Raw genomic sequence first — 23,982 nt, 5'->3', positions numbered from 1 at the left:
AGACATGTCGCGCTGTCCGCACTTTATTGTGCAGGCACCTCGTTTGCCGGAGCGGATTGGAAGTTCGCGCTCCAGCTAAGCCGCCGCCTTTTCCACCTTCGGCCTGAGGCCGAGCAGATGGCAGATGGCATAGACCAGGTCGGCCTTGTTCATGGTGTAGAAGTGGAAATCGCTAACGCCACGGTCGACTAGATCGAAGACCTGCTCGGCAGCGACGGCGGCGGCCACGAGTTTACGGGTGGCAACATCATTGTCCAGGCCTTCGAACCGGTCGGCGAGGCGTTGCGGCACCTCGGTCCCACAGCGCTCGGCAAAATTGCGGACCTGGTTGAAATTCTGCACCGGCACGATGCCCGGCACGATCGGAATATCGATACCCGCCTCCCTGACACGGTCGACGAAGCGCAGATAGTGCTCGTTGTCGAAGAAGAACTGGGTGATGGCGCGCGTGGCGCCGGCATCGACCTTGGCTTTCAGGATATCGATGTCGAAGGCCAGCGACGGGCTTTCGGGGTGCTTCTCGGGATAGGCCGAGACGGAGACCTCGAAATCGCCCAGTGCCTTGATGCCCGCCACCAGATCGGCCGAACTGGCATAGCCGCCCGGATGGGGCTCGTAGCGGGCACCCACGCCCGCCGGCGGATCGCCGCGTAGCGCCACGATGTGGCGCACGCCCGCTTCGGCATAGCCGCGGATCACCTCGTCGATGGCCTCGCGCGTGGCACCGACGCAGGTCAGATGCGCCGCCGGGCGGATATCGGTTTCCTGCACCATGCGCGCCACCGTGCCATGCGTCCGCTCGCGGGTAGTGCCCCCGGCACCATAGGTGACCGATGCGAATAGGGGATCGAGCGGCGCCAGACGCTCGATCGCCTCCCACAGAGACGCCTCCATCTCAGCGTTCTTCGGCGGGAAGAACTCGAAGGAAACCCGAATGCCGCCGTGTGAGGGCAAGGCGTGACCAGCCATCACGCGACCTCCTGACCAAGAGTGATAGTGTCGGAGACCCGGCGCGGATCACGCCCGGTCCAAATCGATACGGTGAGGCTCGAAGGTCCCTCCCCGGCATCCACCAGGCGCCAGCCGTCAGGCCGCAGATGCGCTGCCTCCAACCAGTGCTCGATGGTGTCGCGAGCAAAGCCGAGACGGCGATGGGCGAAATCCTCACGCAGGAACTCGAGTTCGTGCGGGGCGAAATCGACGATGACCAGGCGACCGCCCGGGCGCAGGGCACGGGCGATCTCGCGCAGGGCCTTGGCGCCATCGTCGAGATAATGCAGGACCTGATGCACGATGATGAGGTCATAGGCGCCCGGTTCCACCGACAGCGCGAAGAGATCGCCCTGTCGCACCACGGCGTTACGGATACGGTTGCGCTCCAGATTGGCCCGGGCGATCACCAGCATTTCGGCGCTGGCATCGATGCCGACGGCCCGTGTCGCCAAGGGGGCGAAGAGTTCGAGCATGCGGCCGGTGCCGGTTCCGATATCGAGGAAGGCCTGGATGGGCTGGCTGCCCACGACTTCGCGCAGCGCCGCCTCCACCGCCTCGTCCGGCGCATGCAGGGCACGGATACGATCCCAATCACCGGCATGGGCCCGGAAGTAATCGGCAGCCACCGCCGCGCGGGTACGCCTGACTTCGACGAGTCGCGAACGATCACGGGCAAGGATGCGGTCGCTGCGGTCGAGCCCGGCGAGGATCTGGGCAAAGATCTCGGATTTCATGGTGCTTTCCGCCAAGCGGAAGAAGGCCCAGGCTCCCTCGCGGATGCGCTCGACCAGCCCCGCCTCGACCAGAAGCTTGAGATGGCGCGAGATGCGCGGCTGCGACTGGCCCAGGATCTCGGTGAGATCGGTCACGTTCAGTTCGCCTTCCGCCAGGATGGCCAGCAGACGCAGGCGCGTCGGCTCGCCCGCCGCTTTCAGCGTGCCCAATACCGTTTCGAAAGGAGCCAAATTTGCCATGCCCACGCCATCGCCTCTCACATAAAGATATGTTTATGTCATTTCTTAAAATGCGCAAGGAATTTGTTTTGCAAGCGACGCGATAATGTGAGCAGGCGACTTTTGAGCGGATAAGCTGACGAAATCACCATCTCCCCTCCATACCGATTGCATTCTGCAATTAGTTTAGACATAGTGAGGGAAAACAAGGGAGGCGCCGATGGCCAGCATCATCTATGCCATGCTGATGTCCCTGGATGGCTATGTTGCCGGACCGGGGCAGGAATTTGGCCTGCCGATCCCACAGGCCGAGCTGCATCGGCATTTCAACCAGCTCATGCGACAGACGTCGGTCGCACTCTATGGGCGGCGCATGTATGAGGTGATGCGCTATTGGGACAGTCCCGAGCTGGAGCAGGACACTGACGAAGTCGAGATCAATTTTGCCCATGCCTGGCGGGAGACGCCCAAGCTCGTTTTCTCGACAACATTGCGGGAGGTCGGGCCGAATGCGAGGCTGGTGAGCTCGGACGCCATCACGGTGGTGCGCTCGCTCAAGTCGGACAGCGACGGCGACATCGGCGTTGCTGGTCCCACCCTTGCCGCCGAACTGGCGCGGTCGGGTCTCATCGACGAATATCGGCTCTACCTGCATCCCATCGTACTGGGCGGCGGCAAGCCCTTTTTCCAGCAAGGCCTGTCACTTGGACTAAAACCACTCGGCAGTGAAAGCCTGCCCCAAGGCGTGACGCTGCTGCGCTATGCGCCCGCCAGTTGAAAGGGCGAAACGGCCTCAACCGCGTTTGCCTCAGCCCTGCCAGATCCATTGCTCGGGAACCCGCAGCTTGAACGCCTCGCCGCCCCGTATCGAACCGGGACGGTCGACAGTGGCGACCACGCCGCGCAGGCGCTTGGCCGCTGCGGCAAAGCGCAGCGCAAGCCCGTCCTGCCCGCTCAGATGCCGTTCGACTTCCGCCCCGGCGATGCGGCAAGGATCGTTCTGGCCCATCACCGCCAGCACGGCCCCCGAAGGGAAGAACAGCCTGGACCCGCGCGGGAGAAAGGAGAAATCGGGTACGCCTTCCACGGCGATATTGGCGCCGAGCCATTCCGGCTCCACGCGCTCGACGCCGAGATTGCGAGCGATCACCGCAAGCTCTTCCATCGACACGATGGAGACCTGGCGCTCGTTCTGGATCGGCGCACTGCGCTCGAACCAGGGCACCCTGACATCGGCAGGACGGAGGAAGCCGGCATGCCGGTCGCCCGGGATACCCTCATGCGTGAGCACGAGCTCGGCAAGCCTTTCCGCCCCGATGGCATCTCCCCCGGCTGCGGCGACCATGGCAACGTGCCCCGCACGCTTGAGCACGGGCCTGACGGCAATATCGGGAGAGGGAATGCTCGAAGAATCCGGCATGGTCTCACCTCGTCTGGCAGCGCGGGGCACCGATCTGCCACCGAATCGGCAACAACGCAAAGATGCCGCGCGATAGTTTGCCTTACCCCTCCTCGCCGCTCCCTATCAGGCCATTGTCACGCAGGATACGGGGCAAGTGGCGCCGGATCTGCCAGCGCGTCAGCAACACCAGGACGATCAGCATCGGCAGGTTGTCGAGAATGGCTCGGAAGAATCCGATCACCACATTGCCGATGAGGCCGCCGTCCCCCAGAAAGGCCGAGATGTCGCCACCCAGGAGCCCGGCGATCAGCATCGCGCCATAATGGGAAATCGAGCCGGTGACCTGCAGCATCGGCGCGACGTAGAACAGGAAGTTCAGCGCCCAGCCAATAGCGAAGACGAACAGGGCTACGGGAATGCCGATCCGCCACCAGACGGCGAAGGCGACCTTCTTGATGATCTGTGTTTCGCTCACGTCCTCGTCTCCGTTCTGAAGCGACCATGCCGGTTCGGGGCGGGCAGCGTCAAATCGGCGACGGTAGGAGGCGGGTCTTCAGCCCCGCCTCCCCTTTCCGGTAAACTCAACGCTTCCAGGCGGGTCCTAAGACCCGCCCCCACATTAGGCCCCGACCTTTACTGCTTCGCGATTGGCGATGCGGCGCTGTTCGACCGCCAGGGCCAGGCGCTCAAGGGCGACAACGGTGGTGTCCCAATCGATGCAGCCATCGGTGATGCTCTGGCCATAGGTCAACGGCTGGCCGGGCACCTGGTCCTGCCGGCCGGCGACGAGATTGCTCTCGATCATCACACCGATGATGCGGTTATCGCCTGCCGCAAGCTGCGTGCCGATATCGGCCAGCACCAGCGGCTGGTTCTCCGGCTTCTTGGCGCTGTTGGCATGGCTGGCATCGATCATCACCACCGGAGACAGCCCGGATTTGGCGACGTCAGTGCAGGCCGCCTCGACGCTCGCCGCATCGTAATTGGTGCTCTTGCCGCCACGCAGGATGATGTGGCAGTCCTCATTGCCTGACGTGGAGGCGATGGCTGAACGGCCATCCTTGGTCACGGCCATGAAGTGATGGGGCTGCGACGCCGATTTCACGGCGTCGACCGCGATGCGCACATTTCCGTCCGTGCCGTTCTTGAAACCGACGGGGCAGCTCAGGCCCGACGCCAGCTCGCGATGAATCTGGCTTTCGGTGGTCCGCGCGCCGATTGCACCCCAGGCCACGAGGTCGGCGATATATTGCGGCGTGGTCATGTCGAGGAATTCGCAGGCCGCCGGCAAACCGAGATTGTTGATGTCGAGCAGGACCTTGCGGGCGATGCGCAGCCCCTTGTCGATCTGGAACGAACCGTCGAGATCAGGATCGTTGATCAGGCCTTTCCACCCCACCGTGGTGCGCGGCTTCTCGAAATACACCCGCATGATGATTTCCAGCGAGGAACCCAGGCGCTGGCGCAGCTTCATCAGGCGGTCGGCATAGTCGAGGGCAGCCACCGGGTCGTGGATCGAGCAGGGACCGACCACCACGGCGAGACGATCGTCGCTGCCGCGCAGGATGTCGTGCACGGCCTGCCGCGACTGCGTGACGGTGCGGGTTGCTTCCAGCGTGCGGGGATGCTCGCCCATCACGTCAGCCGGCGTGGTCAACGCCTTGATTTCACGGATACGAAGATCGTCGGTGGTGCTCAACATGGCCTGGGTTCCAGTCTCGGTTCGCTAAGGGTTCTGGTAGGTCCCGGCCGGCGGCATAAAAAAACCGCCAGTCGGGCTGGCGGTTTGTCTGGGTTTGATCTGTTGCTACGTTCAGATCGAGCGCACCCCTACCTCCGCCAGCGGCCTGCGAAAGCCAAAATACCAGTAAAAGTAGGGGGCGGATGCAAAGGTCATGGCAGCCATATAGCGACGGCGAGTGGTTTTGTCACGTGCGAATTTGCCGTCCGGCCCTCAGCTTCCCAAGGCCTGAACCCGTTCGGCGAATACCTGTCCCAGCGCGAGATGCGCCTCGGCCTCGTAATGGATGCCGTCGACCGGGCTCACCTCGATCAGCTTGCCGGTGTCGAGAAATTCGGCACCGTGCTTTCGCGCGACCGCTTCGTAGAGGGGCGGCAGGGCCTGCGATTTCTCCACCCCGCCGGCGAACAACGGCCCCAGGCAGCCGACCACGCGGATCGGCGGCGGACAGGCGATCAGGAGCTTGGCCGGCGGCTGGTCGAGATTGGGCGTCGCGGCGATGATGCCGGCGAGGATGTCGACCCCGGCGGCAATGTCCTCCGGCGGTGCACCGAAGCGGGCCTTGAGGTCATTGGTACCCAGCATCAGCACGATGACGTCGAGCGGACGGTGGCTTTCGAGACAGGCAGCGAGATAGCGCCGGCCGTTCTTGTGGACGCCCTCAATGAGATCGTCGCGAATGGTGGTACGGCCCGGCAGCCCCTCCTCGATCACATGCCAGGCATGGCCGAGAATCTTGCGCATGACCCCGGGCCAACGCGTCTTGCCGTCATAGCGCCGGGCCTCTTCCAGGCTGGCCAGAGGCGGCGTGCCGAACGTGTTGGAATCGCCGAAACAAAGAACATTCTTCATGAGCCAACAAGCTTTCTTCTGGGATCGCAGGCGTCTCGCCTGCTCTTGGAACCGCAGCGTTTGGTACGAAGGGGGTTGCAGGCGGGACGCCTGCAACCCCAGGATCTAGCGCTGCACCACAATGAACAGCCGCGGAAAGGCCAGCACCACCTTGCCGTCGGCCCGCGGCGGATAAGCCTTCGCGATGCGCGCCGTATAGTTTTCCAGAAAGGCCGGCTGCTGGCCGGCATCGAGCGGATCGAGAAAGGCGCGCAGACCGGTCGCCCGCAGCCAGGACACGATGGCCGGCGCATCGTCCAGCACGTGATAATAGGTGGTACGCCAGATATCGATCGAGGACGCTTGTCCGGCGAACAGGTTGTAGTAGTCCTCGGCCGGCAGGATGCGCTCGCGGATGCGCGAGGCATCGCCGAGCCTGGCCGCCCAGGGGCCGTCTGCAGCCGTCTCGCGCATCAGGCGATGGGACGGCTCTGCCAGATTGTCGGGCATCTGCACGGCCAGCACGCCGCCCGGCGCGGTCTGGGCGAGCAGGCGCGGCAACAGCGCCGCATGTCCGGGAACCCATTGCATCACCGCGTTGGCGAAGATCAGTTCCGGCGGCTTTTCGGCCTGCCAGCTGGTCACATCCCCTTGCTCGAAGCGCGCCGATGGGAGGCGCTTGCGGGCCTCCGACAGCATGGTTTCGGAGGTATCGATGCCGATCACCTCGGCCGCGGGCCAGCGCCTGGCCAGGAGTTCGGTGGAGTTGCCCGGGCCGCAGCCAAGGTCGACGGCAAGGGCGGGCGAGGCCAGCGGGACCCGATCGAGCAGATCGCGCGCCGGTCGCGTGCGCTCATCCTCGAAGCGCAGATAAAGCGAGGGATTCCAATCGGCCATGAAAAATATCCTTCGATCGTCGCTCCGGGAAAACGCCCACGGCATCGCGTCAGGTGATCAGGAAGCCGCCATCCACGGGCATGGCGACACCATTCACCATCGAGGCCTTGTCGCTGAGCAGAAAAGCGATGGTCTCCGCCACTTCCTCCGGCTCGAAGAAGCGCCCCAGCGGAATGCGCTGCAGCATGGGTGCGGCCTTGGCGGGATCGCTCCAGGCCTTCACCGCCATGGGCGTGAGGATCACCGTCGGGCAGATCGCATTGACGCGGATGCCCTGGCGCCCGAGTTCGTTCGCCATCACAGTCGTCAGCGAGTCGAGCGCCCCTTTGCTGGCGCAATAGGCCGCGTGATCGGTAAAGCCGATCGAGGAGGAAATGCTGGATACGTTGACGATTGCCCCCTTCTTGCCGCGGGCGATCATGCTGCGCGCGCATTCCTGGCCGAAGATCATGGCCGCGACCACGTTCACCGACATCAATTCCTGGAAGGCCTCGACGCTGGTTTCCAGGAAGGGTTCGAGCGTGGTGGTGCCGGCATTGTTGACCAGCCGGTCGACAGGCTGGATCGAACGGGCCACGGCGCGGACGGCCTCGGGATCGGCGAGGTCGACGGCATGGATCTCCGCGCCCGTCTCGGCGGACAGGCTTTCGAGCTCGGCCTGGTTGCGCCCGATGGCAATGATCTCAGCGCCCCGGGCCGCCAGCAGCTTGGCGGTGGCCCGCCCGATGCCCTTGGTTGCTCCCGTTACCACGATACGTTCGCCGGCAAATTCCATCGCGTCCTCCCACATGTTTGGCCGGCATGGTAGCGGGCAGGAGCGTGCTGACAAGTCTGACAAATCAAAGTCAGGAAATTTTGGATCGGCACTAGCTTTGATGAGCCTCTTGGGCTATTTCCCCCGGCCCTCTTCCCCACCGCCGGAGCAAAGCGCGTTCGATCATGGACGCTTTTCCTGCTCTGCCCCCAGGCTCGACGCGTCCTTGCGATTCTCGTCGGCGTCGATGGATCGCAAACGCCTTAGGAGGCACCATGCCGCCCCAATCTCCAGCAGCGGGACAAAGCGCCCCCGTCTCTGTCGGCATCGACTTCGGCACCAGCAACACCGTTGTCGCCTTCGCCCATGCCGACGGCCGCACCGAAGCGCTGAATTTCGAGCATGGCGGCCAGGGCCTGAACCATTTCGTCACGGCCCTGTGTTTCTGGGACGAGCGCCGCCCCGGCAAGTCCACGATTCGCGTCGAGGGCGGACCCTGGGCCATCGAGCAATTCGTGGAAGCGACAACCGCCCTTCGCTTCATCCAGTCCTTCAAGAGCTTTGCCGCCAGCGCCACCTTCCAGGAGACCCGCATCTTCCGCGAGCGCTATCGTTTCGAGGATCTGCTGGCGACCTTCCTCAACACCCTGGTCAAGCATGGGGGCGGGAAGCTCGATTTGTCGGCCGCCAATCTCGTCATCGGCCGTCCCGTTACCTTCGCCGGCCGCCAGCCCGACGACGATCTGGCCATGCAGCGCTACCAGACCGCCTTCGAGCGCCTCGGCGTCGTCAATCCCACCTATGTCTACGAACCGGTGGGCGCAGCCTTCTTCTATGCCCGCCAGCTCAAGCGCGATGCGACCGTGCTGGTCGCCGATTTCGGCGGCGGCACCAGCGACTTTTCGATCATGCGCTTCGAGCAGGCCGCCGGCCAGTTGAAGGCCGAGCCCCTCGCCCATTCCGGCATCGGCATTGCGGGCGATGCCTTCGACTATTCGATCGTCGACCGCATCGTCTCGCCGCGCCTGGGCAAGGGGGGGCGCTTCCGTTCCTTCGACAAGGAATTGTCGATCCCCAATCACTATTACGCCAACCTAGCGCGCTGGCATCAGCTTGCCATGATGAAGACCAATGGCGACCTCAAGGGCTTGCAGGACCTGGCCAAAGTCGCAGTGGAACCGGAAAAGCTCGAGAAATTCATCGAGATCATCGAGTTCGACATGGGATTTGCGCTCTACAGCGCGGTATCCAGGGCCAAGATCGCCCTTTCCAGCCAGGACGAGACCGAGTTCCGCTTCGCCGGCGGCGACATCGAGATCTCGGCCCCGTTGAAGCGCCGCGATTTCGAGCGCTGGATCGCCGGAGACGTCGCCCGCATCGAGGCGAGCCTCGACGAAGGCCTGAAGCGCGCCAACACCAGGGCCGAGGAGATCGAGCGTGTCTTCCTCACCGGCGGCACCTCCTTCGTGCCCGCCATCCGCAAGCTTTTCGCCGAGCGCTTCGGCGAGGAACGCCTGGTCTCAACGGACCAGTTCGAGTCGATCGCCTATGGCCTGGCCTTGATCGGCCAGGACAGGCAAAAGGAGCGCTGGGCGGTACGCGCGCCCCTGGCGGCCTGAACGTCCCGAGCCGGCAAGGTCGAACAGCCGAGAAGATCGCAAAATCATTTCGCTCGCCGTTTCTATCGAACGGCCGACGACACTGCCATCAATCGAAAGTCTTCAACACATCGCTTATCCGATCGTCCTGCAAGCGGCGCGCCCACACGCTCAGGATCGGCAGGGCGGCGAGGAAGATGGCAAAATAGCAAAAGGCCAGAAGACGGCCCTGCCAGACAGTGGCATCATCGGGTTCGGCATTTCCCAACCAGCCAAGCCCGATCCAGCACAATGCGCATAGGCCACAGGCCACCCCGAACCAGACCAGAACGGGCTTGAACCGGCACCGGTCCGTACGCAGCCATGGCAAGGCGAGAAGGACGAGTGTCGCACAGATCGCGACAACGCCTCCGCCAATCCGGCCCTGGCCTCCCTGCAGCAAGGAATAATACGGTAGCAACCACCATTGCGGCGTATGGGGATTGCCGGTCGGAGTAGTCGGATAGGCGAACAAGGAGCCCATATGTCCGCTGCCCCGGCTCGAACTTGTAATGATGCCGACGATAGCGACAAAGGCCAGGACCAGAACTGCCTGCCAGACCTGGGACGAACGGATTGTGGATGAAGGCCCCTTGCCTATGCCGAGCGACACGTCGCGGCTCATGAGCATCACCAGCAGGTCAAGCACGAGAAACAGGGCCGCCGCAACCGCCGCCACCAGGGCCGGCATCTCCCATGGAACATCGAGGAATTGGATCAGTTCACTCCGCCATAGCGGCGTGCCGCTTTCGGGAATTTCGTACTCGGCGCTCAGTCGGAGTACGCACTTGTTCCAGGGCGCCCCATAACCGGCAAGAGCCAGTATCTGCGCGCACAGGAACGCCAGAATGAACACAACCCAGCTCGCCCTGCGCCAACGCGGAAACAAGCCGTCATACAGTGAGATCCCGACGTGAACATAGGCGCATAGAAAAAGGGCGCCCATTGACGCCCTTTGGGTAGTGACGGCCGCGGATATGCCCTGCGCCGCGAAAAATACAATCAGGACAAGGCCGATGGTGCGCGCCAGCCGCGCCGGTTCTGCGGCACGGCTGGCTGGCACACTTACCTCGAGAACTTCTTGTACTGGATGCGCTTGGGAATGGTGGAATCGATGCCGAGACGCCGCTTCTTGTCTTCCTCGTAAGCCTCGAAGTTGCCTTCGAACCATTCGACATGGCTGTCGCCCTCGAAGGCGAGGATGTGGGTGGCGAGGCGGTCGAGGAAGAAGCGATCATGCGAGATGATCACGGCGCAGCCGGCATAATTCTCCAGCGCCTCTTCCAGGGCCCGCAGCGTTTCCACGTCGAGGTCGTTGGTCGGTTCGTCGAGGAAGAGCACGTTGGAGCCTTCCTTCAGCATCTTGGCGAGCTGCACGCGGTTGCGCTCACCGCCCGAAAGCACGCCGACCTTCTTCTGCTGGTCGCCGCCCTTGAAGTTGAAGGCAGAGGTGTAGCCGCGTGAATTCACCTCACGCTTGCCGAGATAGAGGATCTCGTTGCCGCCAGAGATTTCCTGCCAGACCGTCTTGTTCGGATCGAGCGCATCGCGCGACTGGTCGACATAGCCCGGCTGCACTGTGTCGCCGAAGGTGATGGTGCCCGCATCGGGCTTTTCCAGGCCGAGCAGCATGCGGAACAAGGTGGTCTTGCCGGCGCCGTTCGGGCCGATCACGCCGACGATGCCACCCGGCGGCAGGGAGAAGGAGAGATCGTCGATCAGGAGGCGATCGCCGAAGGCCTTGGAGATGCCCTCGACCTCGATGACCTTGCCGCCCAGGCGCGGCCCGGTCTGGATCATGATCTGGGCCGTGGTCGGGCCCTTCTCGTTAGCCTTGGCGAGCAGATCCTCATAGGCGTTGATACGGGCCTTGGACTTGGCCTGGCGTGCCTTCGGGCTGGCGGCGATCCATTCCTGCTCGGCAGCGAGCTGTTTCTGGCGGCTCTCCTCCTCGCTCGATTCCTGGGCGAGGCGCTTCTGCTTCTGCACCAGCCAGGTCGAGTAATTGCCCTCATAGGGGATGCCGCGGCCGCGATCGAGCTCGAGGATCCAGCCTGTGACATTGTCGAGGAAGTAGCGGTCATGGGTGACGATCAGGATCGCGCCCGGATAGGTGCGCAGATGGCCTTCCAGCCAGGCCACCGTCTCGGCATCGAGATGGTTGGTCGGCTCGTCCAGCAGCAAGAGCTCGGGCTGTTCGAGCAGCAGACGGCAGAGCGCCACGCGGCGGCGTTCACCGCCTGAGAGATTGTCGACGGCTGCATCGTCGGGCGGGCAGATCAGCGCATCCATGGCCTGGTCGACCTGGCTGTCGAGATCCCACAGATTCTTGGCGTCGATCTCGTCCTGCAGGCGGCTCATCTCGTCCGCCGTCTCGTCCGAATAATTCATGGCAAGTTCGTTGTAGCGGTCGAGCACGGCCTTCTTGGCCGCGACGCCGTCCATGACGTTCTCGCGCACGGTCTTGCTGGGATCGAGTTGCGGCTCCTGCGGCAGGTAGCCCACGCGGGCGCCTTCGGCCACCCAGCCGTCGCCGGTGAAGTCCTTGTCGATGCCGGCCATGATGCGCAGCAGGGTCGACTTACCCGAGCCGTTCACGCCGAGCACGCCGATCTTGGCGTCCGGGTAGAAGGACAGATGGATGTTGTCGAGGACCTTCTTGCCGCCGGGATAGGTCTTGTTCAGACCCTGCATGTGGTAGACGAATTGATACGCGGCCATTGCTGCCTGCTCAAGCTTTCGTGGAAAGGGGATTTGGGGCGGTGTGTAGCCGAGCAGGCGCAACGGGGCAAGGGCGCAACTCCAAGCGCAGCCCTATTTTGCCGGTCTGCCCTACCCGCGAATGGACCTACCGCCAGAAGCGGAACAGGTAATAACCCAGCGCCACATAATTCGGATAAATGTCGAACAAGGCAGCGAGCCTGTAGACCGCGTTCCAGATGGCCCCGCTGACCTGGGTGGTGAACAACAGGAACAGGAAGCCCATCATCGCCAGGGGCGCGATGGCATTGGCCTGAGCCTGCATCTCATAGGGCAGATAGGGCCGGATGATCGCAAAGCCGTCGAAGCCGGGAACCGGCAGGAGGTTGAGCACCACGGCCGATGCCTGCAGGGCAGCGAGGAATGCCACGCCCGCCCAAAGCTGGGGCGAGCCCATCGTCTCCGGCAGGCCGATGAGGAAGGGCAGCCCCAAAGCGATCAGGCAGACGAGATTGGCCATCGGCCCGGCCAGGGCCACGAAGGCATCCCAGTGCCGGTTCTTGAGCACGGCCCGGTTGATGTAGACGGCCCCGCCCGGCAGGCCGATGCCGCCCAGGATGAGGAAGAGCAGCGGGAAGCCGAAGCTGGTCAACGGGTCGGCATAGGCGAGCGGATTGAGGCTCAGATAGCCCTTTTCCACCACGGAACGGTCCCCGCCCCAATAGGCGGCGAGTGCATGAGCCCCTTCGTGCAGGCACAGCGAAATCAGCCAGCCCGACACCACGAAAGCGAACACGGCAATGCCTGAATCGAACCAGCCGGTTGCCAGGCTGATGGCCGTCACCAGGAAGACGGCGAGGATTGGGAGGAAATTGGCGCTCAGGCGCCAGGGCATCGCCGCAACTCTGGACAAGGGGAACTCGTTCTCAAAAAAGGTTGCCCTATTGTGGGAAGTTGCGCCTCGTTTCGCAAGGGCAGCAAAGGCACTCAGATGCGCAGCCCCGCCCCGACGCGCCGCAAGATCCAGTAGAACAACGCCGTCGCCGCCGCGCCGATGAGAATCGCGAACCAGAAGCCCCCTTCCGTCTCGAGAAAAGGCAGATCCTTGGTGTTCATGCCGAAGATGCCGGCAACCAGGCTGCCGGGCAGCAGCAGCGCCGTCAGAATCGAGAGGGCACGCAGCGAGCGGTTGGTCTCTTCGGCCAGCCGGGCACCCACCTCATCCTGCAGGAGCTTGGCCCGCTCCTGCAAAGTGAGGATGTCGTGGTCGAGCGATTCCAGCCGGTCGGCCAGGCGTTCGGCCGCTATAGGCAGGGCCGGCTTGTCGGCCTCGTCCGAACGTTCCTCCCAGTCGCGCAACACATGGCCGAGTGAGGAAAGCTGGCGGTGGACCCGGACCGTCATGCGGCGGACCTCGATCAGCCTGACCCGCTCGGTGGCGGCCATGTCCTCCACGACGCGGTCTTCGGCGGTATCGAGCTCGTCGGTCATGCCGGCCACGCGGCGGGCGACGGAATCGCAGAAACGGTCGATGATCGTCTCGATCAGGCGTCCGGCGGCAGGCAGGTTGAGGCCCTTCTGCACGGCACGATGGATCTCCTCCACCGAGCGCAGCGGGTGCCGGCGCCCCGAAATCACCAGCCTCTCGTTGAGCGCGAAGCGCAGACGGCCAAGATGGTCGCTCTCCCCGCCAAGCTCGCTGTGGAAATCGGTGATGACGCCGAAGATGACATGGTCGATCGTGTGCAGGCCAAGCGGTTCGTCCTTGGCCAGGAACAGGGCCCGCACCTCTTCGGGAAGGTCTTCGAAGGAAGACAGCCAATCCCGGGCGAGCCGATCGGTCAGGCTGAAATGCAGCCAGAGCCAGCCATCCTCCGCCGCCAGCGCTGCAGGTACGTCACGCGGATCGATCGCTTCGGGCTCGTAGCCCTCGCGAAAGCGATAGGCCCAAATCAGGCCGGCGATCGCCGCCGGCACGAAATTGACGCCCGGCAGTTGGTGCTGCTGAATACTGTCCATGACGCCTCCGCCAAGCGGCCCAGGCCTTCCCCACCCGAGGCCCGAATGCCGCATAGCTTCAAGTTCAGGCAACGCCCCGCCCCTGGGATAGCCGCCTGGAATGACGGGGCTAGATCATGCATGTGACAGTGGGATGACAGCCGCACGGGAGCTGTCATGCAGGGCTCGCGACCTGCTCCAGCAAAGCGGACAGACCCGGCTCCTCGACCAGGAGAGCGGCGTCCCCGGGGGTGAACCAGCGCACTTCGCGTTCGTTCATCTCACGCCAGACAGGCAGATGGCCGGTGACGTCGAGACGATAGACGAAGACGCGGACAAGATCGAAATGCAGATCGCGACGCTTCCAGTAAAGATATTCGCCAACCGGTTCCTTGCCGATCTTGCCGAGCAGCCCGGCTTCTTCCTCGGCCTCTATGGCGGCCGCCCGGCAGTCCTTGTGGTTCCTCATCGGCCATCCCTTGGGGATGGTCCAGCGCCGCGTCTCCCGCGTGGTCACCAGGCAAACCTCTGTCTTGCCGCGCTGGATCCGCAAGGGCAATGCGCCGACCTGGCGAAGCTCCGTGGCTGTGACGGGCGACTTGAGAGGATATTTGTCGACTCTGGCCATGTAACGTGAGGAAACCCTAACACTGCACTCGGCAACACTATTCATACCGCGAATATATCAAATATTCCTTAGCATTCGTGTGCCTTTTCACACCAACTTTGTTCTACCCCTTTCGAACAAGCGCATCTCTTCAAACAGACGACAAGCTTGCGGGCAGCTTTCCATCCCTTCGCGGGAGGTCAGACATTCTGGCATGACAAGACACCACATACGTCTCTATGTTGTTATCTTTTTGTCGTATACAACCCCCTTCCCTGCAGTGGTCTCGCTTTGTTGCATTGCAATACAGACTTCGAGAGATGCACGAATATCCGGCCCATTCTCCCTTGAGACATGTGCGTCATGTCGATGCAATTTTTTGGATTCATTGTGAATAACCATTACATTACCGAGCAGTACAGGGTCGAATGCGGCGACATTGTGTTGAAAGTCCTCATCGCTTCGCTTATGGCGAGTGGACTGGGCGGCTTTCGATTCGGGCGAGATGTGCACAAACGCACGTCGTGCATGGTGATGGCCGGCTAGGGGTTCGCCGCCGGCGCATTCTCACCTGCGCCGCGGCACCACGAAGTTTTGGGCGATCCAAAACCGACCTTCCACGGTGAGGAAAGGAAGCCCCATGAGAAAGATCTTGCTCGCCGCCGCTTTCGGCTCTCTCGCTCTCTCCCTCGCCGCCTGTGGCGGTGGCAGCTCGAGCTGCACGGTCGAGGCCATTACCCAGAAGGGCAAGGACCTGACGGAAGCCATGACCAACGCCATGAAGGATCCGGCCAAGGCTCAGGCGAACGCGCAGACCTGGGCTCAGAAGGCTCAGGAGCTGCTCACCAAGGCCCAGGCCGCCCAGTCCGCCGGCGGCAAGCCGACCGATGAACTCTGCAAGGCCTATGACGAGCTGATCGCGGCCGTCAAGAAGTAAGCCCCCACCGACCAGGCCGGCTTGATGCGGCTCCGAGGCCTGCCTCGGAGCCCTTTTTATTGGTCAGACGAAAATCCCTGGCCGCACCCTGGCCCGCGCGATAGCTTGATGGCGGGAGGTTCGCCATGCTCACTGATATTTTCGACCTGACGGGACGGATCGGCCTCGTTACCGGCTCCAGCCAGGGAATCGGCCTGGCCATTGCCCGCGGACTTGCCGGCGCCGGTGCGACCGTCGTTCTCAACGGCCGCGACCAGGCCAAACTTGATGCCGCCGCCCGCCAACTCACCGAAGAAGGCCTCGTCGTGGAGACGGCCGCCTTCGACGTCACCGATCGCACCGGCGTGGAAACGACGATCTCGGCCATCGAAGCCCGCCATGGCCGCCTCGACATCCTGGTCAACAATGCCGGCATCCAGCGCCGGGCCCCTTTCGTGGATTTTTCGCTCGATACCTTCCGCGACGTGCAATCCACCAATGTCGAGGGTGTCTTCCTGGTGGCGCAAGCCGTGGCTCGCGGCATGATCGAGCGGCGTTCGGGCAAGATCATCAACATCTGCTCGGTGATGAGCGAACTCGGCCGCGCCAACATCGTGCCCTATGTTACGGCCAAGGGTGCCGTGCGCATGATGACCAGGGCCCTGTGCGCCGAACTCGCCCGGCACAACATCCAGGTCAACGGCATCGGTCCGGGCTATATCGAAACCGAGCTCAACACGGCGCTGATGCAGGACGCCGCCTTCTCCGCCTGGGTCGAGGCGCGTACGCCGGCCGGACGCTGGGGCAAGGTCGAGGAGCTGGCCGGAGCCGCCATCTTCCTCGCCGGCAATGCCTCCAATTTCGTCAATGGCCACATCCTCTATGTCGATGGCGGCCTCACGGCCTGCGTCTGACGACCCTTGCGGCCTCGTCGCCCCGACAGCACTGCGGCATGCGCTATTTTCCGGGCTGGGAAGAGACCGGTGCGGCCTGCGACGCTGCGGCCTGCCATGCCGCGAGCAGGACTTTGAAGTTGGCCGCCGCTGCCGCCGCCTCGCGGCCGATCTGCGGCGTCACCGTCCGAAACTCCAGCCGCGCCCGCAGGCCCCCTTCGAGGCCAAGCGTGCCGACGCAATAATGCTGGCCCGTGACCGGCAGGCTGTCGACGTCGCACGAAACCAGGAAGGGCGTAGCGGATTTGGCATCGCGTTCGAGCCAGATTCCACCGGGATAGATGTCGTAGTCGCCGTCCGGCTGGGTGGGAGGCGGCGTGCCGGCCTTGGTCAACCGGTCCTTCCAAGCCTTGAAATTGTCGAGGTCCGGAGCCTGCGTCTGGAACATGCTGTCGCCCTTAAAGGAAGCGGGTTCATAGAGCGCAATGGTGACCAGCGAACGCGGCGCTCCGCTCGGCCGTTCCTCGCCGCGACACAGGAAGAGTGTGGCGGTATCCCCGCCGTCCTTGCAAAACTCCGCCCGCCAGCTTGCTGCCACGCCGAAGGGCTTGTCCATCGCTTCCAGTGTGAGCACCAACGCCTTGGCCGTCACCTCGGGCTGCGAACAGGCTTTCTCCAATCCGGCCTTGGTGGAGAAATTGACCTCCTCGTCGGCTTTCTCTCCCGTCACCAGCGTCAGGGCCGGCGGCCCGGAAACGCGCAGGCCCGACTTGCCGATCTTTACGCCAATCCCCTTGCGCAGGCAGTCGGCATAGGGGGTGGGTTGCGCCGCGGGGATCGGTGCAGGAGCCTGGCCCACCTTTAGCGCCGGCGTCGGCTGCGGGTTTGTCGTCTCCGCACCCGCCATCGCCGCTTCCGCCACGGCGGCATGCGGGGCCGGGCTATGCAGCACAAAACCGCCCACAGCCAACACCAGCCCGATCGTGCCAAGAGCCGCCAGGCCGATACGTTCGCGCGCTTCCATCGTCTCTCCTGAACCGAACGCCCCGCCGGGCTAGCTCATTACACCCCGCGCAATAAGGCAAAAGTGGGAGAAATGCCACCAAGGCGGCGTCGCCACTCCCCTTTGACGGTCGAAAGCGTAAACATCGCGTGGGAATATGGTGGAATGAGCGTTGCCAACCGCGCGGCAGCTTCTCACATTCACCCGATGCGGCTTTTCCCCGGGCCGCGTCCGTTCGAGGATCCTGCACCGCCATGACGCTCAAGCGCCTCGTCCTCCTGCCGCTGCAGGTCCTACTTGCGATCCTGGTGATCATCGACGAACTGGCCCGGCCGATCTACGGGCCGCTGATCCGTCGTTTTGCCGCCCTGCGCCTTGTCGAAATCGGGGAGCGCGCCGTCGCGGCCTTGCCGCGTTTCGTCATCCTCATTCTGCTGGCCGTGCCCCTCGCCGTCGCAGAGCCCTTGAAGATCTACGGCTTGCTGCTCCTGGGCCAGGGCCGGCTGGTCCATGGCCTGCTCATCCTGGCCGTCGCCTATCTCGCCAGCTTCCTGTTGATCGAGCGTATCTATGCCGCCGGCAAGCCCAAGCTGATGACCATAAGATGGTTCGCCTGGCTCATGGGGCTGATCGACTGGGTTCGCCGGACGCTGCTCGACTGGCTGAAACGAACGCCCGTCTGGGTGGCGGTGACCGCCGCACGCAATTTTGCGGCCCGCGTCGTCGCCGTATTCCGGGCTGCCGTCTCGCAGAGGCGCGGGTAGTCTTCCGGCCAACCGGGCGAAAGAGATTCGCATTAACTTTGCCTGTTCACTCTTCGACAGGCCCGCCCTGGCGGTGCCGTGCGGCCTTGTCGACGAAAGGGGTCGTCAGTCGGCCTCTATTGCCGCCACCGCAACCTCCAACCCGGCCGGCCCCGGCGCACCATTCAGAGAAGACAGGATTATTTACCCGCTTTGGAATAACTCTAAAAATAATTCCAGAATTGCACAATTTAGAATCGCTATGAACTATAATTTAGAATTACTCTTATCTTTGATCCGCAACGGTTTTCTGCGTCACAGCCCCTTGTTCATCAGAATTGAACGCGTGTAATAGCTTGCCGATTGTTAATCTTGCATCGGCTGTGGGGGCGCGCAGGAACGACACAATGCTCGTACCATTTCTCATCATGCTCAGGGAGGGCATCGAGGCAGCGCTGATTGTCGGCATTGTTGCGAGCTATCTGCGTGTCACCGGGCGAAGCGCCTGGATGCCGGCCGTGTGGTGCGGCATCATACTGGCCGTCGGCCTCTCCTTTTCCGTGTTCATCGCGCTACGCGTCGCCAGCGCCGAATTTCCCCAGCGCACCCAGGAGCTGTTCGAAGCCGTCGTCGGCCTGATCGCGGTCTGCCTGTTGACCGCCATGGTGTTCTGGATGGTGCGAGCCTCGCGCAGCATCAAGACAGAACTGCAGCACTCCGTCGATGCCGCCCTGGCTTCATCAGACCATCAGGGCCTTGCGCTGGTCGGCATGGTCTTCCTGGCGGTCGCGCGCGAGGGACTGGAGTCCGCCTTCTTCCTGCTGGCGACCTTCGAACAGAATGTCGGCTATGGCGCGCCGGTCGGCGCCGCGCTCGGCCTGGTCTGCGCAGCCATCTTCGGCGTGGCGCTCTATTATGGCGGCGCCCGCCTCAACCTGCGCCTGTTCTTCCGCTGGACCAGCGTCCTGATCATCTTCGTGGCGGCCGGCCTGGTGGCAACCGCGGTCCGCTCGCTGCACGAGGCCGGCCTGTGGAACCATCTGCAGGGCATTGCCTTCGACATCTCCGGCATCCTGCCCGGCGACAGTGCGCTCGGCACCGTGCTCGGCGGCTTGTTCGGCTATCACGACACGCCGACCCATGGCGAGGTGATCGCCTATCTCCTCTATATCATCCCGGCGCTGTTGCTCTTCCTGATGGCGCCAACCTCCACCTCCCCATCCAAATCGAAGGCCGCACGATCGTGACAGCCCCGCGCATCAATTATCCGGCTGTCGGGGCCGGCATGCTCGCACTCATCGTGGCGGTGGGCGTCGGCACCTATTTCCTGGTCGCCAAGCAGCCCGGCGCCGAAGGGTCCAGGAGCGGCGATACCGTCGCCATCGCCGTCACCGCGACGGCCTGCGAACCGAACGAACTGACGGTTCCCGAAGGGCGCACCACCTTCGCCATCACCAACAAGAGCAACCGGGCGATGGAATGGGAGATCCTGCAAGGCGTGATGGTGGTGGAGGAACGCGAAAACATCGCGCCGGGCTTCACCCAGAAGCTGACCGCCAGGCTCGAGCCGGGCGACTACGAGATCGCCTGCGGCCTGCTCACCAATCCCAGAGGCAAGCTCAAGGTGACCGCGCTCGCCAATGCCCCCAAGGAGGTCAAACCGAGCCTGACGCAGCTGATCGGGCCGCTGGCCGAGTACAAGGTCTATGTCACCCTGGAGGTCGATGACCTGGTCGAAGCGACCAAGGCCTTTACCGACGCGATCAAGGCCGGCGACCTCGCCAAGGCCCGTGAACTCTATGCGCCGACCCGTCAATCCTATGAGCGCATCGAGCCCGTTGCCGAATTGTTTTCCGATCTCGACAAGTCGATCGACGCCCGCGCCGATGTTTTCGAGAAGCTGGAGGCCGATCCGGCCTTTACCGGCTTCCATCGCCTCGAATACGGCCTGTTCAAGCAGGGCAGTACCGAGGGACTCGCGCCCTTCGCCGACAAATTGCAAGCCGATGTCACCGAGTTGCAGAACCGGGTCTCGACCCTGGTCGTACCGCCTTCCAAGATGGTCGGCGGCGCAGCCGTGCTGATCGAGGAAGTCGCCTCTAACAAGATCTCCGGCGAGGAAGACCGCTACAGCCGTACGGATCTGTGGGATTTCCAGGCCAATATCGACGGAGCCCGCAAGATCGTCGAACTGCTCGCCCCCCTGACCACCAAGGCAGATGCGGCGCGCCAGAAGAGCATCGACGACAATTTCGCCGCCGTGAATGCCATCCTTGCCAAATACCGCACGCCCGATGGCGGCTTCAAATCCTATGACGCCTTGAGCCAGGACGATCGTGTGGCCCTGCAAAAACCGGTGACGACGCTGGCCGAAAGCCTGTCGACGCTGCGCGGCACGCTGGGCCTCGACTGAAGGGGACAAACCAATGACCGACAAGACCCCCTACCCGCCGCAATCCGACACCGACGCCCCGCGTTCTCCGGGCCGGCGCTCGATGCTGCTGGGCCTTGGCGCCGCCGGCGGCGGCGCGCTGCTGGCCACCCTGCCGGGCCAGCAGGCGGCCGCGGAGGAAGCCGGTTCCACCGGCCATCTCAGCGACCGCGTGACCTATCTCGGCACCCACCAGGCCGGCGTCACCACCGATCGCCCCCCGATGGGACTGGTGGTGGCCTTCAACATCCTCGCCACCAAACGCGGCGATCTCGAACGCCTGTTTCGTGTCCTCACCGATCGCATCGCTTTCCTCACCCAGGGCGGCACGCCGCCGGCGATCGATCCCAAGTTCCCACCCCCCGATTCGGGACTGATGGGCCCCGTGGTCTCCCCGGACAATCTCACCATCACCGTGGGCGTGGGCGCCTCGCTGTTCGACCAGCGCTTCGGGCTCGCCGACAAGAAGCCGCGGCAGTTGATCAAGATGCCGCAATTCCCCAACGACGCGCTGTCGGCCGAACTCTGCCACGGCGATCTGATGATCCAGATCTGCTCCAACACCACCGACAGCAACCTGCATGCCCTGCGCGATATCGTGAAGAACACGCCGGATCTGCTGATGGTGCGCTGGAAGCAGGAAGGCTTCGTGCCGCCGCCGCGCGCCACCGGTGAAACCCAATCGGCACCGCGCAACCTGCTCGGCTTCAAGGACGGCACGGCCAATCCCGACCACAAGGACGAGGCCGAGATGAATCGCCTGGTCTGGGTGCAGCATGGCGCCGCCGAGCCCGCTTGGGCGACCGGCGGCAGCTACGGCGTGGTGCGCATCATCCGCAATTTCGTGGAGCGCTGGGACCGCACGCCGCTCGGCGAGCAGGAAGCCATCATGGGCCGGCACAAGCCGAACGGCGCTCCGCTCGGCATGAAGGTCGAAGCCGACATTCCCAGCTACCACGACGACCCGGAAGGCAAGCGCACGCCTTTGGACGCGCATATCCGCCTTGCCAATCCGCGTACGGCGGACTCACGCAAGAATCTGATCCTGCGTCGTCCCTTCAACTATTCCAACGGCATCACCAAGTCGGGCCAGCTCGACATGGGCCTGCTCTTCATCTGCTTCCAGTCCGATCTGGATGCCGGCTTTGCCACGGTCCAGCAACGCCTGAACGGCGAACCGCTGGAGGAGTACATCAAGCCGGTTGGCGGTGGCTATTTCTTCATCCTGCCCGGCATTCCCGACAAGACAGCATTTCTCGGCCAGTCCCTGCTGGCGGAGACCGCCTGAACGATCCTTCAACCTTGAACTGAAGAGAGAGAACCCCATGACACATCTCAAATGGCGCATGCTGCTGGGCGCCGCGATCATCGGTCTTGCCACGACCGCCAGCGCCAACGCGCCGGCCGTCTCCCCGCTGGATCTGGTCCAGCCCGTGGCTGACTACAAGGTCTACATCAGCAAGGGCGTCAAGAAGCTGGTGGAGGACACCGCCAAGTTCACGGCCGCGGTCAAGGCCGGCGATCTGAAGAAGGCCCAGGCCCTCTACGCCCCCACCCGCTTTCACTACGAGATGATCGAGCCGGTCGCCGAACTCTTCTCCGATCTCGACGGCAGCATCGATTCCCGCGCCGACGACCATGAGAAGAAGGAGGCCGATGACGGCTTCACCGGCTTCCATCGCCTCGAATACGGGCTGTTCGAAAAGAAGAGCACCGAGGGTCTCGCCACTTTCGCAGACAAGCTGAACACCGATGTCGCCGAACTGCAGAAGCGCATTGCCGGCCTCACCATTCCGCCCGAAAAGATGGTGGGCGGTGCCGCTGCGCTGATCGAGGAAGTCGGCGCCACCAAGATTACCGGCGAGGAAGATCGCTACAGCCACACCGACCTGTGGGACTTCAAGGCCAATATCGACGGTGCCCGGAAGATCGTCGATCTCCTGCATCCGCTGACGGTGAAGGCCGACAAGGACTTGTCGAAGAAGATCGGCACGAATTTCGAGACGGTCGAGAAGATCCTGGCCAAGTACAAGACCAAGGATGGCTACGAGACCTATGACAAGCTGACGCCGGAAGATCGCACGGCGCTGCAGGGCCCGATCACCACGCTGGCGGAAGATCTTTCCAAGCTGCGCGGTACGCTCGGCTTGAACTGAGATCCAGAGCGGAATGCACTGTCGGGTGGCGGGCCTTTGGGCCCGCCCTTCGCTCGCCGCGAGGTCCGACCGCGGCCCATGGCAGGCTCTCTATTTGTCGATCAGTTCGATCGAGCGGGTCAATGTGACCTTGCGGTCGCCGACATTGTCCTTGAGCAGGACATCGATGCGATAAGGCCCCGGCTTGTCGTTCGGCTCGAAATGAACGGACAGGGTCGAGCGGCTGTCGACCACGTTGAAGCGGCCGCCAACCTTCTCCTTGAGCGCCGTCACGCCCTGCTGCGCCGAACGGGGATCGACCGAACCGTCGGGCCCGGTCACCTTGATATCGTAGCTCACATCCGCGGAAAGATCCTCCTGCAGGGCCATGCCGGAAAACAGCACGGTCACGCCGATGGTATCGCCGTGGCGCGCCTGCGGCATCGCGCCGGTCAGGGCCGTCGCCTCCGGAGCGCCACCATTCGTCGTTGGCTTATCCGGCAGTTTGAGCATGGCGATGCTGCCTGAAAAATCACCGTCCCGGTCGGGTGCGGGCCTGAAGGTCTGGCTTCTGATCGCCAGCAGGGCGTCGAGCGCCTGCTTGTAAGGGCCGGAGGCCTCTGCGGCCCGCCGCCGCAGATAGCGTTCCAACACCTCATGCTGGCGCAGATTATAGGCGAGGCCTTGCGCAGCATTGATGCGGATCGACTTGTCGAGCTCGTTGCTGCCGGTCAATGCCCTGCCCGGATCGAGCGCGTCGACCAAGGTTGCGAGGAAACCTGGATTGCCGGTTGCAAAGAAGGCTCCCCATTTGAGATCCATCTCCACCGGCCGGCTTGGTGCCAGCGTGTAGAGATTGCCGGGCTTGTCCCTGAGAAAGCCGGGCTCCTCATGGAAAAGCGACGCGATCAGATCGGCATTGCCCGATTGCCACAGGGCGAAGATGAGAACTGACTTGCTGTCGACCGGATAGTCGCTGCCCGTGCCGATCCAGCCTTCCACGCGCGCCCGATTCTGCAGGAACAGCATGGAGAAAAAGCCGGCCAGTGTCGCACGCGAAAGACCGGTGTCAGCAATCGTTTGCGAGTTCCTCATGGCAGCGAGCATGTCGGGCACCACCGCAGGATCCTTGCGCACGTAAAAGAAGACGATGCTCTCGGCGAGCTTGAAAGCGGCTGCGCTCGGCAGGGCTTTGGCCGGTGGCGGAGAAGTCGGCTGGGGCGGCAATGCCGGCGGCGGTGGTGGTGAAGGCGATGCATCCTGCGCCGCAGCCGGAGCAAGGCAAAGGCTCATCAGGACGGAGGCCAGCAGCAAGATGCGTATCAACGGAATTGCCATCCCAGCGGCG

General features: G+C 63.4%; 24 protein-coding genes. 9 read left to right on the top strand and 15 right to left on the bottom strand.

The window, feature by feature from the left end; translation table 11 throughout:
* Positions 1-75: 75 nt before the first annotated feature.
* On the bottom strand, positions 76-969 hold the full coding sequence (metF, locus tag U1R88_RS19475) for a methylenetetrahydrofolate reductase [NAD(P)H] (protein ID WP_311941752.1): 894 nt from the start codon (positions 967-969) through the stop codon (positions 76-78).
* The gene (locus U1R88_RS19470; RefSeq protein ID WP_068282053.1) at positions 969-1,967 is read right to left on the bottom strand and encodes an ArsR/SmtB family transcription factor; all 999 of its coding nucleotides are present in this window, start codon (positions 1,965-1,967) and stop codon (positions 969-971) included. Before U1R88_RS19470 ends, metF begins: the two co-directional genes overlap by 1 nt.
* A gap of 199 nt (positions 1,968-2,166) precedes the next feature.
* Here U1R88_RS19470 and U1R88_RS19465 point away from each other — a divergent pair, with 199 nt between their 5' ends.
* Positions 2,167-2,724 (top strand): dihydrofolate reductase family protein, encoded by a 558-nt coding sequence (locus tag U1R88_RS19465; RefSeq protein WP_322432737.1) that lies wholly within the window; start codon positions 2,167-2,169, stop codon positions 2,722-2,724.
* Between the two features lie 30 nt (positions 2,725-2,754).
* On the opposite strand, the gene U1R88_RS19460 is transcribed toward U1R88_RS19465, so the two are convergent.
* From U1R88_RS19460 to U1R88_RS19435, 6 genes are all read right to left on the bottom strand, one after another.
* Entirely contained in the window at positions 2,755-3,366 is a 612-nt protein-coding gene (locus tag U1R88_RS19460; RefSeq protein WP_322432736.1) for an MOSC domain-containing protein, read from the bottom strand.
* Positions 3,367-3,448: 82 nt separating this feature from the next.
* Positions 3,449-3,823, bottom strand: a complete 375-nt coding sequence (locus U1R88_RS19455) for a hypothetical protein (RefSeq protein WP_068282047.1) — start codon at positions 3,821-3,823, stop codon at positions 3,449-3,451.
* A 144-nt stretch (positions 3,824-3,967) separates the two neighbouring features.
* A complete protein-coding gene (locus U1R88_RS19450) occupies positions 3,968-5,050 on the bottom strand; it encodes a 3-deoxy-7-phosphoheptulonate synthase (RefSeq protein ID WP_068282045.1) in 1,083 nt (360 codons plus the stop codon).
* Between the two features lie 252 nt (positions 5,051-5,302).
* Complete coding sequence (locus U1R88_RS19445; RefSeq protein ID WP_322432735.1) at positions 5,303-5,941, bottom strand: SGNH/GDSL hydrolase family protein; 639 nt, start codon at positions 5,939-5,941, stop codon at positions 5,303-5,305.
* A gap of 105 nt (positions 5,942-6,046) precedes the next feature.
* Positions 6,047-6,817, bottom strand: a complete 771-nt coding sequence (tam, locus tag U1R88_RS19440; RefSeq protein WP_322432734.1) for a trans-aconitate 2-methyltransferase — start codon at positions 6,815-6,817, stop codon at positions 6,047-6,049.
* Positions 6,818-6,866: 49 nt separating this feature from the next.
* Positions 6,867-7,592, bottom strand: a complete 726-nt coding sequence (locus tag U1R88_RS19435; RefSeq protein WP_068282039.1) for an SDR family oxidoreductase — start codon at positions 7,590-7,592, stop codon at positions 6,867-6,869.
* Positions 7,593-7,846: 254 nt separating this feature from the next.
* Here U1R88_RS19435 and U1R88_RS19430 point away from each other — a divergent pair, with 254 nt between their 5' ends.
* A complete protein-coding gene (locus tag U1R88_RS19430) occupies positions 7,847-9,190 on the top strand; it encodes an Hsp70 family protein (protein WP_322432733.1) in 1,344 nt (447 codons plus the stop codon).
* A gap of 88 nt (positions 9,191-9,278) precedes the next feature.
* Here the strand turns inward: U1R88_RS19430 and U1R88_RS19425 are convergent, their stop codons facing one another.
* The 5 genes from U1R88_RS19425 to U1R88_RS19405 form a co-directional block, all read right to left on the bottom strand.
* Positions 9,279-10,271, bottom strand: coding sequence for a hypothetical protein (locus U1R88_RS19425; RefSeq protein WP_322432732.1), 993 nt, complete (start codon positions 10,269-10,271; stop codon positions 9,279-9,281).
* 2 nt (positions 10,272-10,273) lie between these two features.
* Positions 10,274-11,929, bottom strand: coding sequence for an energy-dependent translational throttle protein EttA (gene ettA, locus U1R88_RS19420; RefSeq protein WP_068282032.1), 1,656 nt, complete (start codon positions 11,927-11,929; stop codon positions 10,274-10,276).
* A gap of 127 nt (positions 11,930-12,056) precedes the next feature.
* Complete coding sequence (locus U1R88_RS19415) at positions 12,057-12,821, bottom strand: site-2 protease family protein (RefSeq protein ID WP_156771333.1); 765 nt, start codon at positions 12,819-12,821, stop codon at positions 12,057-12,059.
* Positions 12,822-12,895: 74 nt separating this feature from the next.
* Positions 12,896-13,927 carry a transporter gene (locus tag U1R88_RS19410; RefSeq protein ID WP_068282028.1) on the bottom strand — a complete coding sequence of 344 codons (1,032 nt, stop codon included), beginning with the start codon at positions 13,925-13,927 and terminating at the stop codon, positions 12,896-12,898.
* Positions 13,928-14,081: 154 nt separating this feature from the next.
* A complete protein-coding gene (locus U1R88_RS19405) occupies positions 14,082-14,534 on the bottom strand; it encodes an NUDIX hydrolase (RefSeq protein ID WP_322432731.1) in 453 nt (150 codons plus the stop codon).
* Positions 14,535-15,153: 619 nt separating this feature from the next.
* On the opposite strand from U1R88_RS19405, the gene U1R88_RS19400 reads away from it, so the two are divergent.
* Together U1R88_RS19400 and U1R88_RS19395 are read left to right on the top strand one after the other, a co-directional pair.
* Positions 15,154-15,450: a hypothetical protein gene (locus tag U1R88_RS19400; RefSeq protein ID WP_322432730.1), complete on the top strand. Its 297-nt coding sequence runs from the start codon at positions 15,154-15,156 to the stop codon at positions 15,448-15,450.
* A gap of 125 nt (positions 15,451-15,575) precedes the next feature.
* A complete protein-coding gene (locus tag U1R88_RS19395; protein WP_322432729.1) occupies positions 15,576-16,343 on the top strand; it encodes an SDR family oxidoreductase in 768 nt (255 codons plus the stop codon).
* Positions 16,344-16,386: 43 nt separating this feature from the next.
* Here U1R88_RS19395 and U1R88_RS19390 read toward each other — a convergent pair whose 3' ends face one another.
* Positions 16,387-17,346 carry a VOC family protein gene (locus U1R88_RS19390; RefSeq protein ID WP_322432728.1) on the bottom strand — a complete coding sequence of 320 codons (960 nt, stop codon included), beginning with the start codon at positions 17,344-17,346 and terminating at the stop codon, positions 16,387-16,389.
* Positions 17,347-17,579: 233 nt separating this feature from the next.
* Between U1R88_RS19390 and U1R88_RS19385 the strand changes: the two genes are divergently transcribed.
* From U1R88_RS19385 to efeO (U1R88_RS19365), 5 genes are all read left to right on the top strand, one after another.
* Positions 17,580-18,089 carry a hypothetical protein gene (locus tag U1R88_RS19385; RefSeq protein WP_322432727.1) on the top strand — a complete coding sequence of 170 codons (510 nt, stop codon included), beginning with the start codon at positions 17,580-17,582 and terminating at the stop codon, positions 18,087-18,089.
* Between the two features lie 386 nt (positions 18,090-18,475).
* Positions 18,476-19,315 (top strand): iron uptake transporter permease EfeU, encoded by an 840-nt coding sequence (gene efeU / locus U1R88_RS19380; RefSeq protein WP_322432726.1) that lies wholly within the window; start codon positions 18,476-18,478, stop codon positions 19,313-19,315.
* Complete coding sequence (gene efeO / locus U1R88_RS19375; RefSeq protein WP_322432725.1) at positions 19,312-20,481, top strand: iron uptake system protein EfeO; 1,170 nt, start codon at positions 19,312-19,314, stop codon at positions 20,479-20,481. The genes efeU and efeO (U1R88_RS19375) overlap by 4 nt, the downstream gene beginning before the upstream one ends.
* A gap of 13 nt (positions 20,482-20,494) precedes the next feature.
* A complete protein-coding gene (gene efeB, locus U1R88_RS19370; RefSeq protein WP_322432724.1) occupies positions 20,495-21,787 on the top strand; it encodes an iron uptake transporter deferrochelatase/peroxidase subunit in 1,293 nt (430 codons plus the stop codon).
* 37 nt (positions 21,788-21,824) lie between these two features.
* On the top strand, positions 21,825-22,655 hold the full coding sequence (gene efeO / locus U1R88_RS19365; RefSeq protein WP_068282009.1) for an iron uptake system protein EfeO: 831 nt from the start codon (positions 21,825-21,827) through the stop codon (positions 22,653-22,655).
* 90 nt (positions 22,656-22,745) lie between these two features.
* On the opposite strand, the gene U1R88_RS19360 is transcribed toward efeO (U1R88_RS19365), so the two are convergent.
* Positions 22,746-23,960: a hypothetical protein gene (locus U1R88_RS19360; RefSeq protein WP_322432723.1), complete on the bottom strand. Its 1,215-nt coding sequence runs from the start codon at positions 23,958-23,960 to the stop codon at positions 22,746-22,748.
* Positions 23,961-23,982 lie beyond the last annotated feature (22 nt).

Source organism: Labrys sedimenti (assembly GCF_034424805.1).
GTDB classification, from domain to species: Bacteria; Pseudomonadota; Alphaproteobacteria; order Rhizobiales; family Labraceae; genus Labrys; species Labrys sedimenti.
Note: the sequence above shows the minus strand (reverse complement) of the source record. Positions and strands in the feature narration are given on the sequence as shown.